The following is a 15,162-nucleotide window of genomic DNA, read 5'->3' on the forward strand; positions in this document are numbered from 1 at the left end:
AGCGCGGCCTTCGTCGAGAGCGCCGATTGCGAGCGTCCCCTCTCCCGCTTGCGGGGGAGGGACAGGGAGGGGGCCTTCGGAGTGACGGCCCATGGCAGGTTTTGCACCCGACGATATGGACGCGACGCCCGTGCCGGGCGCGCGCATCCTCGTCGTCGCGGCGAAGTTCAACGCCGACATTGTCGGCAAATTGAAGGAAGGGGCGCTGGCGGCGATCGAGCGGCTCGGCGCGAGCGCGACGACGATCGAAGTCCCTGGCGCGCTGGAGATCGCGACCGCCGCGGCGATAGCGCTGGACGCGGCCGAAAAAGCGGCGCAACCCTATGACGGGCTCGTCGCGCTTGGCTGCGTCATTCGCGGCGAGACCTATCATTTTGAGATCGTCGCAAATGAAAGCTCGCGCGCGCTGACGGACCTCTCGGTTACACGCCGCCTCCCTCTGGGCAATGGAATTCTGACCGTGGAAAATGACGAACAGGCGATCGTGCGCGCCGACCCGAAGCAGGGCGACAAGGGCGCCGACGCGGCGCTCGCGGCGCTCTCGCTCATCCGCCTGAAGCGGAGCCTCGCATGAGCCTCGACCAGCGCTCCGCCGCGCGTCTCGCCATCGTGCAGGCGCTCTATCAAATGGAAGTCGCCGGCAAGGGCCTCAACGAGATCTTCGCCGAGTTCGAGTCGCACTGGATCGGCCGCGAGATCGAGGGCGTGCAATACAAGCCCGCGGAGCTGACGTTCTTCCGCGACGTGCTGCAGGGCGTGCTCACCGATCAGGTGGCGATCGACCGGCAGATCGACCGCGTGCTGTCCGGCGGCTGGCCGCTCGCCCGCGTCGAGGCCGTGATGCGCGCCGCGATGCGCGCCGGCGCCTATGAGCTGCGCGCCCGCAAGGACGTGCCCGCCCGCGCGGCCATCAAGGAGTATGTCGACGTCGCCGGCGCCTTTTTCGGGCCGACGGAGTCGGGCATGGTCAACGCCGTGCTCGACAAGATCGCGCGCGAGGAGCGGGCGGGGGAGATGGGGTAGAGTCTTCCTCGTCCTTCGAGACGCCGCCTGCGGCGGCTCCTCAGGATGAGGAAGCCTCCTCGCCCTCATGCTGAGGAGCGAGCGGCGCGAGCGTCTCGAAGCACGAGGGCGAGGAGATGCCGAACCGCTACACTGAAGACCAACTCATCGCCCGCATCTTCGCGCCGATCGCAGGTCCTGCCGCGCTGGGTCTGAAAGACGACGCGGCGCTGATCGAGGCGTCCTCCGAGCCGACGGTCGCCACGGTCGACATGCTTGTCGGCGGCGTGCATTTCTTCCCCGGCGACCCGCCCGGACTGATTGCGAAGAAGGCGCTGCGGGTCAATCTCTCCGACCTCGCCGCCAAGGGCGCCGAGCCGGTCGGCTTCCTCCTCGCGCTCGCGCTGCCCGCCGACTGGACGAATGACTGGCTCGCCGCCTTCGCAACTGGCCTTGCTGAAGACGCGCGCGCCTACGCCGCCCCGCTGATCGGCGGCGACACGACGGCGACGCCGGGGCCGTTGACGATCTCCATCACGGCGCTCGGCCGCACCCCGCGCTTCGTGCCCCGCACAGGGGCGAAGCCCGGCGACGCTATCTATGTGTCCGGGACAATCGGAGACGCCGCGCTCGGCCTCGCCTTGCGCCACGACGAGAGCCTCTCGGCGCGTCTCTCCCCGCAGGCGCGCGCGGATCTCCTCGACCGTTATCTCTTGCCGCGGCCGCGGCTCGATCTCGTTCCGCTGCTGCGCGCCCATGCGACGGCGGCGATGGATGTCTCGGACGGCCTTGCCGGCGACCTCGGCAAGCTGTGCAAGGCGTCGGGCGTGGGCGCCGCGGTCGAGGCGGCGCGTGTGCCGCTCTCAGCCGCCGCGATGGAGGCGATCGCGCTGGAGCCCGGGCTTTTGAGCCGTGCGCTGACGGGCGGCGACGACTACGAAATTCTTTTCAGCGCGTCCCCCCTCGCTCCGCCGCCCGAGGGCGCGGTCCGCATCGGTTCGATCATCGAGGGCGGGGCCGCGCCGGTGTTTCGAGCCGCCGACGGAACGCCGATCGTTTTCGAGAGGCCTTCCTTCAGCCACTTCTAGGGTCAGCGCACGACAAGCTCGTATTCGATATCCTGGATCATCCGGCCATATTCCGAAAGCCGATTATTGTAGCGCCCCCCGAATTTCAGCGTGTGCTTCCCGGGCTCGAGGGGCCGAAGCATCAGCCAGAATCCGTCCGAAGCGGAGGGGTAGGCGTTGTGAGGCGCGGCCCCGGTCGGGACGCGGGCGAAAATGTTGAAGCAGCTCTGGGTGCGGATGCGTCGCGCCTCAGAGATGTCATAGGGGACGCCGTCGAGTCGCGCATGCAGGAGATCGCCGCCGCCGTTCGAGAAGGCGCACAGGCGTATCTCAGCAGGCAATACCGCACCATCGGCATCGTCGGCGTCGTCATCTTCATCCTCGCCTGGCTGCTGCTCGGGCCCCTGCAGGCCATCGGCTTCCTGATCGGCGCGGTTCTTTCGGGAGCCGCCGGATTCATCGGCATGAACGTCTCCGTCCGGGCGAACGTCCGCACGGCGCAGGCCGCGACGCATCGCTGAGCAAAGGCCTCGACATCGCCTTCAAGGCCGGCGCGGTCACCGGCCTTTTGGTCGCAGGCTTCGCGCTGCTCGGCGTCGCGATCTATTACGCGATCCTCACCTGGTTCGTCGGCTACACGCCTGCCGATCGCGCGCTCGTCGACGCCTCGTGGCGCTCGGCTTCGGCGCCTCGCTGATCTCGATCTTCGCGCGTCTCGGCGGCGGCATCTTCACCAAGGGTGCAGACGTCGGCGGCGATCTCGTCGGCAAGGTCGAGGCGGGCATTCCCGAGGACGATCCGCGCAACCCGGCGACCATCGCCGATAACGTCGGCGACAACGTCGGCGATTGCGCCGGCATGGCGGCCGACCTGTTCGAAACCTATGCCGTGACCGTCGTCGCGACCATGGTTCTCGCCGCGATCTTCTTCGCCGGCCAGCCGAACCTTTCAGCGCTCACCCTCTATCCGCTCGCGATCTGCGCCGCTTGCATCGTGACATCGATCGTCGGCACTTACTTTGTGAAGCTCGGCACCAACGGTTCGATCATGGGCGCGCTCTATCGCGGCGTGATCGCTTCCGGCGTGCTGTCGATCCTCGGTCTCTACGTTGCGACGCAGTATGTTCTCGGCGGCTTCGGCGAGGTCGGGACGGCTGCGGGCCAGACCATCACCGGCAGCAATCTGTTCCTGTGCGGAATCGTCGGTCTGGTTCTGACCGGCCTCATCGTCTGGATCACCGAATACTACACCGGCACGGCAAGCGCCCGGTCCGTTCGATCGCGCAGGCGTCGGTGACCGGCCATGGCACCAATGTCATTCAGGGCTTGGCTGTTTCGCTTGAGGCCTGCGCATTGCCGACCATCGCCATCGTTGCGGCCATCATCGCCACCTATCAACTCGGCGGCCTGTTCGGCACGGCCATCGCCACGACGACGATGCTGGGCCTTGCCGGCATGATCGTCGCGCTCGATGCCTTCGGTCCTGTCACCGATAACGCTGGTGGCATCGCCGAAATGGCCGGGCCTGCCGAAAGACGTCCGTCAGTCCACCGACGCGCTCGATGCCGTCGGCAACACCACCAAGGCGGTGACCAAGGGCTATGCCATCGGCTCGGCCGGTCTCGGCGCGCTGGTGCTCTTCGCCGCCTACAACTATGATCTTCATCACTTCATTGAAGAAGCGAACAAGGCCGGCGCCACGGGCTATCAGTTCTTCAAGGGCGTTGAGGTCAACTTCGGTCTCGAAAATCCCTACGTCGTCGCGGGCCTGATCTTCGGCGGCCTCATCCCTATCTCTTCGGCGGCCTCGCGATGACGGCCGTCGGCCGCGCGGCCGGTTCCATCGTCGAAGAGGTGAGGCGGCAATTCAAAGCCAAGCCCGGCATCATGAAGGGTACCGAGAAGCCCGATTATGCCCGTGCCGTCGATCTGCTGACGCGCGCCGCGATCAAGGAAATGATCGTGCCGTCGCTGCTGCCGGTCCTGTCGCCGATCGTGCTCTTCTTCGTCGTCAATGCCATCGCCGGTAAAGGCGCTGCCTTTTCTGCCGTAGGCGCGCTGCTTCTCGGCGTGATCGTCACCGGCATCTTCGTCGCGATCTCGATGACGTCGGGCGGCGGCGCTTGGGACAACGCCAAGAAGTCCTTCGAAGACGGCTTCGTCGACAAAGATGGCGTCAAGCACATGAAGGGCTCGGAAGCCCACAAGGCATCCGTCACCGGCGACACGGTCGGCGATCCCTACAAGGACACCGCCGGTCCTGCGGTCAACCCCGCTATCAAGATCACCAATATCGTCGCGTTACTCTCTTTCGCTGCTCGCTTTTACGCCTTGGGCGGCCCGTAATAGCCGGGCTTGGCGTGCGCCTCTTCGCGAAGCAGCCTCGCGCCCTCGATCACATGCGGCGCCAGACCGGCCCCGCCCTGTTCGATCAGCGTCAGCAACTCGTCGCGCATGCGCGGATCCCAATAGGTGCGCAGATGGTTGCGGATGCCCTCGGCGCGCCGCTCCGGCGGATAGGGCGCGAAGAAGTCGCCGATCTGATTGGCCATCAGGACGATACGGTCGAGCGCCATCACCGGGATGTCGGCGCCGGCGTTTTGCTGCGTCGTGCTCATTCGGCCGGCTCCAATTCCTCGATGCGCCGCGTCGCCGCGTCGCGCCCGGCTTCGGCCGCGGGGCCGTTGGTGCGCACGACGTCCACCGCCGTAACCTTATATTCCGGGCAGTTCGTCGCCCAGTCGGAGAGATCCGACGTGACGGCGTTGGCCTTCGACTTGGCATGATGGAACGTCGTGTAAACCACCCCCGGATTGACGCGCTCGGAAATCCGCGCGCGCAGTTCGATCTGGCCGAAGCGGCTGGACATCTTCACCCAGTCGCCCTCCTTCACGCCGCGAGAGATCGCGTCCTGCTCGTTGATTTCGAGCACGTCCTCGGGATGCCACAGCGAGTTCGGCGTGCGCCGCGTTTGCGTGCCGACATTGTATTGCGTGAGGATGCGGCCCGTCGTGAGCAGCAAGGGATATTTGTCGTTGGTGCGTTCCGCCGTCGGCACATACTCCGTGAGCATGAACGTCCCGAGCCCGTTGGCGCGGGGGAACTTCTCTATGTGCAGCACTTCCGTGCCCTCGGGCGCCTCCTCGTTGCAGGGCCACTGAGCCGAGCCGATGCGGTCGATCAGGTCGAAGCTCATGCCGCGATAATTGGGCGACAGCCGCGCGATCTCGTCCAGCACTTCGCCGGGGTTGGAATAGGTCACGCCGTAGCCCATGGCGTTCATGAGCTTCACCGTGATCTCCCAGTCCTGCAGGCCGGCGAGCGGCTCGATCACCTTGCGCACGCGCGAGACGCGCCGCTCGGCGTTGGTGAAGGTGCCGTCCTTCTCCAGCGACGAGGAGCCGGGAAGGAAGATATGGGCGTATTTCGACGTCTCGTTGAGGAAGAGGTCATGGAGAATGACGCACTCCATGTTCTTCATCGCGGCGATGACGTGGTGCTGGTTCGGGTCGCTCTGCACCGGGTCTTCGCCCATGATGTACATGCCCTTGAACGAGCCGGCGACGGCGGCGTCGAGCATGTTGGGGAGGCGCAGGCCAGGCTCCGCGTCGAGCGGCACGCCCCATTCGGCCTCGAAGCTGGACCTTGTGGCGTAATCCGTCACGAAGCGATAGCCGCTGAACACATGCGGCCAGCTGCCGAGACAGCTTCCGCCCTGCACATTGCCCTGGCCGCGCAGCGGGTTAACGCCGACGCCTTCGCGTCCCAGCATGCCGCAGGAAAGGCCGAGATTGCCGAGGCACATCACGCCCGTCGAGCCCTGCGAATGTTCGGTGACGCCGAGGCCGTAATAGATCGCGCTGTTTGGGCCGCCTGCATAAAGGCGCGCCGCCTTGCGAATGTCTTCCGGATCGACGCCGGCGAGCGGGCCGATGACTTCCGGCGCGTATTTGTCGGAGCCGACAAGCGCCTTCCAGTTCTCGAACTCGTTTATTTCGCAGCGTGCGCGCACGAACTCTTCATTGTAGAGCTTCTCGCGCACGATCACATGGGCGAGACTGTCGAGGATCGCGACATTCGTGCCGGGGCGGATGGCGAGATGCACATCCGCTTTGACATGCGCGGATTCCACCGTCTCCGTCTTGCGCGGATCGATCACGATGAGCTTCGCGCCCTGCCGGATGCGCCGCTTCATCAGCGAGCCGAAGACCGGATGGCCTTCCGTCGGATTGGCGCCGACGACCATGATGACATCGGCCTGAAGGATGGAGTCGAAATGCTGGCTCGCCGCGCCTGCGCCGACGGTGTTGGTCAGACCGAACTGCGTGGGCGAGTGACAGATGCGGGCGCAGTTGTCGATATTGTTGTTCCCGAACACCGCGCGCGCGAATTTCTGCGTGAGGAAGATTTCCTCATTCGTGCAGCGCGAGCTCGAGACGGCTCCGACGGACTTCACGCCGTATTTCGCCTGGATGCGCTTGAACTCGCTGGCGGCGTAAGCGAAGGCTTCGTCCCAGCTCACCGCCTTCCAGGGATCGTCGATCGAGGCGCGTATCAGCGGCGTCTTCACGCGATCGGGCGAGTTGTAATAGTCGTAGGCGAAGCGGCCCTTGATGCAGCTATGGCCGTGATTGGCCTTGCCTTCCTTCCACGGAGTCATGCGCACGATCTTGTCGCCGCGCGTCTCGGCCTTGAAGCCGCAGCCGACGCCGCAATAGGCGCAGGTGGTGACGACCGATTTCTCAGGCTTCAACGGGTTCGGCATTTTTGTACTCTCCCTCGAAGAGGCTTTTTTCGACCAAAGCATGGCTCGGGCAGGCCTGCACGCAGGCGCCGCAGCTCACGCATTCGGATTCGAAGAACGATTGGTCCTGCCCGGCCGCGACTTTGGACTCGAAGCTGCGGCCCGTAATGGTCAGCGCGAACGTGCCCTGAACCTCGGCGCAGGCGCGCACGCAGCGCGAGCAGACGATGCATTTCGTCGGATCGAACAGGAAGTAAGGGTTCGACTCATCGATCGGCGCGTCGAAATGGTTCGCGCCCTCGCCATAGGGATGCGAAACAATCCCTTCCGCCGTCAATGTCTCGTGGAACTCGCTCCAGCCGTCGGCGACTTCGCTTTCGGGGAAGTCCGAGAGGTAGAGCTCCAGTACGCCCTTGCGCAGCCGCGCGAGATTTTCGCTCTGCGTCTTGACCTTCATCCCTTCCGCGACAAGCGTGGTGCAGCTCGCCGGAAAGCCGCCGCGCCCCTCGATCTCCACGAGACAGACCCGGCAACTGCCGAAGGCCTCCAGCATGTCCGTCGCACAGAGCTTGGGAACCGGTCGGCCCGCCGCCGCGGCGGCCAGCATCACCGAGCTTCCGGCGGGGACGGTGACGGTGACGCCGTCGATCTCAAGGGTGACGGGCGTCCCGTCGCGGGGCGGGGTGCCGTAATCAATGTCGTCCTTCAGGCCGCGTATTTCGGACCACATGTCGAATTTCCTTTCCCCTCGGCGGCCGCGCGGGCGCAGCGCCTTCGGTTTAGAACTCTTCGAAATATGATCTTAAGCGTTGAAATTTCAGGGATTGCATAGAAAAACTGAATTTGACTCATAGGTTAAACAAATGGATCTCGCTTACAGCCTCGCAGTCTCAAGCTTTGGAGCCAGCGAGCCAGAGACGGAACCTTTCGCCTGTCCGTTAAGACTTTTGTCCAATCGTTGGTTTTGCGCCGGTTGGGAGACGTTTGGTCGAATGAAGAAGAGAGCCGAGTTTCTTATCTGCTGGTCCCTTGCGCTGATTACCGCCACACGCGGCGCCTCCGCGATCTGGTTCGACAGCTATTGGCTCGCGAGCAAGGTGAGCCCGCCTGTTCATTATGTGGGCGACAAGGCGCGGTGGCTCGGCGCGGGTGAAATCGGCGTGGCCCTCGCTTTGATCGGCGTCTGGCTGGCGTTCAGCCTGGGGCGGCGCGCCTCTGGCCTCGCTTTTCTGGCCGTTGGGGCGCTGACGGCGCTGCTCGGCTTTGGGCTCGGCTTGCTGGGATAGGCAGCCGTATCGCGGCGGCGCGCGCCGATGGCGGTCAGAGCGCCTTTGAGGCATTATTACACACACCTACCAGCGCGCTTCGGCGCGCTCGCGCGAGTTCAGATGACCCATCCTTTCTTTTCGCTGCACACACATGGCTTCATCCGCGCCGCGGTCGCCTGCCCGCGCGTGCGCGTCGCCGATCCTGCCTTCAATGTCGCGCGCACGATCGAACTCGCCGGGCGGGCGCATGAGAAAGGGGCGTCGCTCGTCCTTTTTCCGGAAATGGGAATTTCAGCTTACGCCATCGACGATCTGCTGCAGCAGGACGCGCTGCTCGTCGCTGTCGAGGCCGCGCTGATGGAACTGATTGAAGCGTCGCGCAAGCTTCATCCGCTCATCGTCGTTGGCGCGCCGCTGCGCCATCGCGGGCGGCTCTATAATTGCGCCGTCGCCATTCTGCGCGGGCGCGTCCTTGCGGTGACGCCGAAAACCTATCTGCCGAACTATCGCGAGTTTTACGAAAAGCGTCACTTCGCGTCGGGCGCCTTCATCGCGGGCGAGGAGATTGCCGTCGCGGGCCAGATCGCGCCCTTCGGTTCGGATGTGCTGCTGGAAGCCTCGGACTTTGCCGACCTCGTGATCCATTTGGAAGTTTGCGAGGACGTTTGGGTTCCCATTCCGCCTTCCTCGCGCGCGGCGCTTGCGGGCGCGACGGTGCTGCTCAATCTCTCGGCCTCCAACGCCATCGTTGGGAAATCCGATTATCGGCAGACTTTGTGTTCCACGCATTCGGCGCGCTGTCTGGCCGCCTATGTCTATTCGGCGGCGGGGCAGGGCGAGTCGACGACCGATCTCGCCTGGGACGGCGAGGCGATGATCCATGAGAAAGGCGATCTGCTCGCCAAGGCGCCGCGATTCTCGGACGAACCGCAACTCGTCATGGCGGATATCGACCTCGGGCGCCTCGCGGCCGAGCGTGCGCGGCAAGCGACCTTCGGCGATTGCGCCGATGTGGAGGCGGGCGCGACGCATTATCGCCGCGTGGAATTCGAGCTCAATGCGCCGCGCGACATTGATCTTGGACTGATGCGCGGCGTCCCGCGCTTCCCCTTCGTCCCCAATGACGAGGCCCGGCTGGCGGAGCTTTGCTTCGAGGCCTTCAACATTCAGTCGCACGGACTCGAACAACGGCTGCGCGCCTCCGGCATGGAGAAGGTCGTCATCGGCGTGTCGGGCGGCCTCGACTCGACGCAGGCGCTTCTCGTGGCGGTCACGGCGATGGACGCGCTTGGCCTGCCGCGCACCAACATCCTCGCTTATACGCTTCCTGCTTTCGCAACGACCGATCGCACCAAGAGCAACGCCTGGGCGCTGATGCGCGCGCTCGGCGTCTCGGCGCAGGAGATCGACGTCTCCGCCGCCTGCAAGCAGATGCTCGAAGACATCGACCATCCGGCCGCACGCGGCGAAGCGTTCTACGATACGACATACGAAAATGTGCAGGCCGGCGCGCGCACGTCGCTGCTTTTCCGCCTCGCCAATCTGCACAACGCCATCGTCATCGGCACCGGCGATCTTTCGGAGCTTGCGCTCGGCTGGTGCACCTATGGCGTCGGCGATCAGATGGCGCATTACAATGTCAACGCCTCCGTGCCGAAGACGCTCATCCAGCATCTCATCCGCTGGTGCGCGCGCGACGCGCGGTTCGGGGCGCAGACAGTCTCGGTGCTGAAAGACATTCTCTCGACGGAAATTTCGCCGGAACTCGTTCCCGGCGACACGGCGCAGCGCACCGAAGCCTTTGTCGGTCCCTATGCGCTGCAGGACTTCAACCTTTATTACACGACGCGTTACGGCTTTTCTCCGACAAAAGTCGCCTTCCTTTCCTGGCATGCCTGGCGCGACGCCAAGGAGGGCGCGTGGCCGTCTGTGATCGCCGAGAAGGATCGGGGCGCCTATGATCTCGCGGAGATCAAGCACTGGCTCGCCGTCTTCCTGCGCCGCTTCTTCGCGACGAGTCAGTTCAAGCGCTCCGCCCTGCCGAATGGGCCAAAGGTGAGCTCCGGCGGTTCGCTCTCGCCGCGCGGCGATTGGCGCGCGCCGAGCGACTCGTCGCCCGAGGCGTGGCTCGCCGCGTTGAAGGACATTCCGTAAAAGAGCGCCGGCGTCGCAAAAAAGAGGCCGGCTAACGCCGGCCAGTCGGGAGCACCGAAGAGAAAAACTTCGTCGTCAGGCCCTGCGGAGGAAACCTGCGACAGCGGAGATGACGAAGAGAACCAGCGCGACCCAGAAGAGAATCCGCGCGCCTTCCATCGCCGTGCCGGCGACGCCGCCGAATCCGAAGAAAGCGGCAATGATTGCGACGATCAGGAACAGGATCGCATAGTGCAGCAGGCTGCCCATGTTGACCTCCTTGGAGACGTTCATTCGGAGGCAGAACGCGCGCTCGCCGCTACTGTTCCGGCGCGAGCGGCGCGGCGCAGCCTGGAGCGGCGCCGAGCGCATCGTAAGCTGATCAGAGAGCAGTCGCGCGCGCGAAATCGAGATAGAGTGAGCGAAGTCGCCTTGCGTGCGGGCCAGGCGCCCCGTCGCCGAGCTGCCGCCCGTCAATGGCGACGATAGGAAGGACGAGATTGGAGGCCGAGGTCAGAAAGGCCTCGCCCGCGTCATAGGCTTCCGCGACGGTGAAAGCGCGCTCCTCGATCTTCAGCCCATGCTCCTGCGCGAGCGCCAGCACCGAGCGGCGCGTGCAGCCGGGGAGGATCGCTTCGGAGTTCGGCCGTGTGACGATGGCGCCCGCTCTGGTGACGATGAAGGCGGTCGAGGAAGAGCCTTCGGTAACGAAGCCGCCCGCGTCCACCATCCACGCTTCGTGGCAGCCGGCTTCCGTCGCCGCCTGCTTGGCGAGCACCTGAGCGAGCAGGGCGACGCTCTTGATGTCGCGCCGCGCCCAGCGCAGGTCGGGGACGGTCACGACCTTGATGCCTTTCTCGGCATAGGGGGAGGCGAGGATGTTCTTCTTCTGCGCGAAGCCGATGAGCGTCGGTTTTACGCCTTTCGGAAAGGAGAAATCCCGCTCCGCCGCGCCGCGCGTCACCTGCAGATAAACCATGCCCTCCGCGACGCCGTTGCGGGCGACCAGCGCTTTCTCGATCTCGACGATCTCCGCCATGGGGACCGGGCTTTCGAGCCGCAACTCTCCGAGCGAGCGCTCCAGCCGCGCGATATGGGCGTCGTTGTCGATCAGCCTGCCGTCGATGACGGCGGCGACTTCGTAGACGCCGTCGGCGAAGAGAAAGCCGCGGTCGAGGATGGAGATCTGGGCGTCGGCGAGCGGCAGATAGGCGCCGTTGACATAGGCGATGTCGGACAAGGGGAGGGGCCTCCTGGTTTTGCTGTGTTGTTTAGCGCAGATGCGCGCCTTATGTCGCGCTGCTCATTTCCCTCTCCCCGTGCAACGGGGAGAGGGCCAGGGTGAGGGGCGGAGCGACCGCTGCGCGCCTCGGCGGGAGAGGCCTTTTGGCCCGCTCGGAGCCTCGCTGACCTTGCCCGCCCCTCACCCCAACCCTCTCCCCGCAGGCGGGGAGAGGGTGTTCCCGCCCTCGTCCGTCGCGCGACCCTTCGTCACTTTCCCGCGCCGCGCCTACGTAATAGAAGGATCAAAAAGGGAAGCGGCCGTGGGCGAGGAAATCAAGGCGACGGGCTTTTCACGGGCCGACAAGGCGCGGTTCGCCGGGCGGCTGGCGGCCGAGACGGAGATCGCGAGGGGGCTTTTCGCCGCCGACAAATTCTCCCGCGCCGGCCACACGATCGGCTTCGAGATCGAGACCTGGATCGTCGATCACAATTACTTCCCGGCCTCGATCAACCAGCAACTGCTCGAAGCGCTCGACAATCCGCTGGTCGTGCCCGAGCTGTCGCGCTTCAATCTGGAGCTCAACTGCGACCCGCTGCCGCTCGAAGGCGATGCGCTTGGCAGCGCCTATGACGCGTTCATCAAGGTCTGGGCGGCCTGCAACGAGACGGCGCATCGGCTCGACGCCAATCTCGTGCTGATCGGCACGCTGCCGACGATCCGCGACGAGGACCTTACCCTCGCCAACATGTCGCCGCTCAACCGGTACTATGCGCTCAACAGCGAGGTGCTGCGAATGCGCGGCGGACGGCCCTTGCGCGTCGACATTCTCGGCCGCGAACATCTCGTCTCCGAGCATCGCGACGTGATGCTGGAGGCGGCGACGACCTCCTTTCAGGTGCATCTGAAATCGCCCGTCGATCTCGCGCATCTCTATTACAACGCGTCTATCGTCGCCTCCGGCCCGATCATCGCCGCTTGCGGCAACGCGCCCTTCCTCTTCGGCAAGTCGCTGTGGGAGGAGACGCGCATCCCGCTTTTCGAGCAGGCGGTGGATGTGCCGGGTCCGTCGCGCGTCTGCATGGGGTCGGGCTTCGCGTCGCAATCGCTCCTCGAGATCTTCGAGGAGAACGCCCGCGACTACGATCCTCTGCTCCCCATCGCCTTTGACGACGACGCCGAGGCGATGCGCCACCTGCGTTTGCACAACGGCGTCATCTGGCGTTGGAACCGGCCGCTCATCGGCTTCGACGACGACGGCGCCCCGCATCTGCGCGTCGAGCACCGTATCCTGCCCGCCGGGCCGAGCTTCGTGGACATGATGGCGAACGCCGCGCTCTATCTCGGCCTCACGCGCACGCTGGCGCTCGCGGGCGACAATGGAACGGCGGGGCTCTCCTTCGAGGACGCGTCGCGCAACTTCTACACCGCCGCGCGGCTTGGGCTCGACGCCGTGATGACATGGCCGGGCCTCGGCGACATCGGCGCGGACAAATTGCTGCTCGACCATCTGCTTCCCGCCGCCCGCGCGGGGCTCTCGGATTTCGGCGTGACGGATTCGCGCGGCTTTCTCGATGTCATCGAAGCGCGCATCCGAACAGGGCAGACCGGCGCCGTCTGGCAACGACGCGCGCTCGAATCTTGCGGCGGCGATCTTTACGCGATGATGGCCGCCTATTGCGAAGGGCAGCGCAGCGGCGCGCCCGTGCATGAATGGGAAGTGTGAGAATGGATGTGACCGACGCGCCCTGCGCCGTGATGGATCGACTGCCGGAAGGTTTTCTGGACTGCCCCGCCGACAAGCTGAGCGACATTCTGCCCGGTCCGACGCTTTTCGATCTTCCGGGGCGCGACCCGCATCCGCTTTTCGTCTCGACGCTGCTGCATGGCAACGAATATAGCGGGCTCGAAGCCATGCAGCAGGTGCTGCGCCGTCACGCGGCGCGCGGCCTGCCGCGTTCTCTGCTCTTCTTCGTCGGGAATATCCGCGCGGCTTCTGTCAATCTGCGAACGCTCGACGGCGAGCGCGACTATAACCGCGTTTGGCCCGGCACGCTTTATCCCGGCGAGCAGCAGTCCGAGATGGCGCAGTGGGTCTATGATTACGCGGCGCGGCGCGGGCTTTTCGCGAGCATCGACATTCACAACAACACCGGCTTCAATCCGCACTATGCCTGCGTGCGGAAGCTGGAGCCGAAATTCATCGCGCTCGCGCAGCTCTTCTCGCGCATCGTCGTGCATTTCCAGCGACCGGTCGGCACACAGGCGGCGGCTTTCGCCAATCTCTGCCCGGCGATCACGGTCGAATGCGGCAAGGCGGGCGCGGGCTCGGCGACCCAGCACGCGATCGAGCTGGTGGAGGCGGCGCTCTCGATCGCGCAACTCCCCGACCATGCGCCCGCGCCGCACGATGTCGATCTGCTGCGCACCTACGCCATCGTGAAGCCGCCGGCGGGGTCGACCTTCTCGTTCGACGGGTCGCTCGCGGATTTCATGTTCCGCCCGGATATCGACCATCTGAATTTCAGCGAGCTCGCGCCCGGCGCGTCCTTCGGCGTCGCGCGGGCGGGGGTGGCGCTCGACATTCTGCCGGGGGACGGGGACGGGTCGCCGGGCGAGTATTTCGATTACGCTGGGGGCGAGATCACGCTGACGCGCAGCGCAATTCCCGCGATGCTGACAGTCGATCCGCGCGCCGTGCAACTCGATTGCCTGTGTTATCTGATGCATCGGATCGGGATGGACGGCGAGCGGCTGTGAGCCCTCAGATCTCAAAACAGGCCACGATCGGCGCATGCAGCGACCCCAGTATCGGGTCGGAGGCATAGACCTCATCTAACAGCCCGTCATTGAGAATACGCGTCTCCCGCCACGCCGCAGCCAACGCCGGCGACGCCAGAATATGGTCCAGCATCTTCGGCCGCCCCGCATGGATCACCGTGTATCGGCGCGCGGCGTCCACGCGCTCCTCCATCGGCGCCAGCGCGCGCGCGCCCTGCTGCAATTCGTTGTCGCCGCCGCGCAGGAGGCGGGTCGGCGCGTCATGTTCGTCCGCGTTGAAGTCGCCGCAGACGGCGATCAGCGCTTCCGGTTCGGCGTCGAAGAGGGTCTCCACGAAAAGCCGCGCCTCCAGCGCCTGACCCTCGCGTTTCTGCGCCGCGATGAACTGCCCCTCGATCTGCGACTTGCTGGAGCCTTCGCCACGCGCGGTCGCGACGGGCGCGGGGCGGGGGGCGCGCAGATGCAGGTCGAGGAGATGGAGCAGGGCGCCGGACGGCGTCTCGACCGCCGCGTAGAGCAGCGGCCGATCCCATTCGATCAGGATGGGCGGCGGCGCTGCGCCGCCGTCGCGGGGCGGGGGCCAGGACCATCTCTCGACAATGTCGTGATGAATCTGCCGCGCCGCCTTGATCGGCCAGCGGCTCAGCATCACGAGATTATGGACGTCGGCGGGCGCGTGCGTTCCCGGCCGCCTGCTGGCCGCGCGGTAGAAGCCTGCATAGGGCGTCCCGTCGAGCAGGCGGTCGAGCGCGAGAAATTCGCGGGCGCCATGCTTGTGCGGCTTCTGCGCGCCGACTTCCTGCAGGCAGATGACATCCGCGTCGAGGGCGGCGAAAAGCGGGAGCAGGGCGGCGCGGCGCGCTTCGAAATCGCTCCGATGGGTCGGCGACCAGTCGAGATTTTCGAGATTGAAGGAAGCGAGCCGCAGGGTCATCGTCCGATTGTC

At 65.3% G+C, this 15,162-nt stretch carries 11 protein-coding genes and 2 pseudogenes; 8 read left to right on the forward strand and 5 right to left on the reverse strand.

The window, feature by feature from the left end; all coding sequences use genetic code 11:
• The first annotated feature begins 91 nt into the window (after positions 1 to 91).
• The 4 genes and pseudogenes from ribH to ACPFMJ_RS01180 all read left to right on the forward strand — a co-directional run bounded on the left by ribH (position 92) and on the right by ACPFMJ_RS01180 (position 4,414).
• On the forward strand, positions 92 to 574 hold the full coding sequence (gene ribH, locus ACPFMJ_RS01165; RefSeq protein ID WP_424362074.1) for a 6,7-dimethyl-8-ribityllumazine synthase: 483 nt from the start codon (positions 92 to 94) through the stop codon (positions 572 to 574).
• Positions 571 to 1,023, forward strand: a complete 453-nt coding sequence (nusB, locus tag ACPFMJ_RS01170) for a transcription antitermination factor NusB (RefSeq protein WP_424362075.1) — start codon at positions 571 to 573, stop codon at positions 1,021 to 1,023. Before ribH ends, nusB begins: the two co-directional genes overlap by 4 nt.
• Before the next feature lie 116 nt (positions 1,024 to 1,139).
• Positions 1,140 to 2,090 carry a thiamine-phosphate kinase gene (gene thiL, locus ACPFMJ_RS01175; protein WP_424362076.1) on the forward strand — a complete coding sequence of 317 codons (951 nt, stop codon included), beginning with the start codon at positions 1,140 to 1,142 and terminating at the stop codon, positions 2,088 to 2,090.
• Between the two features lie 263 nt (positions 2,091 to 2,353).
• Positions 2,354 to 4,414 (forward strand): annotated as a pseudogene (locus ACPFMJ_RS01180) (sodium-translocating pyrophosphatase).
• On the opposite strand, the gene ACPFMJ_RS01185 reads toward ACPFMJ_RS01180, so the two are convergent.
• Complete coding sequence (locus tag ACPFMJ_RS01185; protein ID WP_424362077.1) at positions 4,393 to 4,686, reverse strand: formate dehydrogenase subunit delta; 294 nt, start codon at positions 4,684 to 4,686, stop codon at positions 4,393 to 4,395. The pseudogene ACPFMJ_RS01180 and the gene ACPFMJ_RS01185 sit on opposite strands and share 22 nt — an antisense overlap.
• Positions 4,683 to 7,542 (reverse strand): annotated as a pseudogene (fdhF, locus tag ACPFMJ_RS01190) (formate dehydrogenase subunit alpha). Before fdhF ends, ACPFMJ_RS01185 begins: the two are co-directional and overlap by 4 nt.
• 262 nt (positions 7,543 to 7,804) lie before the next feature.
• On the opposite strand from fdhF, the gene ACPFMJ_RS01195 reads away from it, so the two are divergent.
• Together ACPFMJ_RS01195 and ACPFMJ_RS01200 are read left to right on the forward strand one after the other, a co-directional pair.
• Positions 7,805 to 8,098 (forward strand): hypothetical protein, encoded by a 294-nt coding sequence (locus tag ACPFMJ_RS01195; RefSeq protein ID WP_424362078.1) that lies wholly within the window; start codon positions 7,805 to 7,807, stop codon positions 8,096 to 8,098.
• 102 nt (positions 8,099 to 8,200) lie between these two features.
• The gene (locus tag ACPFMJ_RS01200; protein ID WP_424362079.1) at positions 8,201 to 10,234 is read left to right on the forward strand and encodes an NAD(+) synthase; all 2,034 of its coding nucleotides are present in this window, start codon (positions 8,201 to 8,203) and stop codon (positions 10,232 to 10,234) included.
• Positions 10,235 to 10,309: 75 nt separating this feature from the next.
• On the opposite strand, the gene ACPFMJ_RS01205 is transcribed toward ACPFMJ_RS01200, so the two are convergent.
• Entirely contained in the window at positions 10,310 to 10,483 is a 174-nt protein-coding gene (locus ACPFMJ_RS01205; RefSeq protein ID WP_424362080.1) for a DUF1328 domain-containing protein, read from the reverse strand.
• 112 nt (positions 10,484 to 10,595) lie between these two features.
• Positions 10,596 to 11,453 (reverse strand): D-amino-acid transaminase, encoded by an 858-nt coding sequence (locus ACPFMJ_RS01210; protein ID WP_424362081.1) that lies wholly within the window; start codon positions 11,451 to 11,453, stop codon positions 10,596 to 10,598.
• A gap of 304 nt (positions 11,454 to 11,757) precedes the next feature.
• Between ACPFMJ_RS01210 and ACPFMJ_RS01215 the strand changes: the two genes are divergently transcribed.
• Positions 11,758 to 13,161 carry a hypothetical protein gene (locus ACPFMJ_RS01215; protein WP_424362082.1) on the forward strand — a complete coding sequence of 468 codons (1,404 nt, stop codon included), beginning with the start codon at positions 11,758 to 11,760 and terminating at the stop codon, positions 13,159 to 13,161.
• Between the two features lie 2 nt (positions 13,162 to 13,163).
• A complete protein-coding gene (locus ACPFMJ_RS01220; RefSeq protein WP_424362083.1) occupies positions 13,164 to 14,195 on the forward strand; it encodes a M14 family metallopeptidase in 1,032 nt (343 codons plus the stop codon).
• Between the two features lie 4 nt (positions 14,196 to 14,199).
• Here ACPFMJ_RS01220 and ACPFMJ_RS01225 read toward each other — a convergent pair whose 3' ends face one another.
• On the reverse strand, positions 14,200 to 15,150 hold the full coding sequence (locus tag ACPFMJ_RS01225) for an endonuclease/exonuclease/phosphatase family protein (protein WP_424362084.1): 951 nt from the start codon (positions 15,148 to 15,150) through the stop codon (positions 14,200 to 14,202).
• Between the last annotated feature and the right edge of the window lie 12 nt (positions 15,151 to 15,162).

The organism is Methylocystis parvus, assembly GCF_049675845.1.
GTDB classification, from domain to species: Bacteria; Pseudomonadota; Alphaproteobacteria; order Rhizobiales; family Beijerinckiaceae; genus Methylocystis; species Methylocystis parvus_A.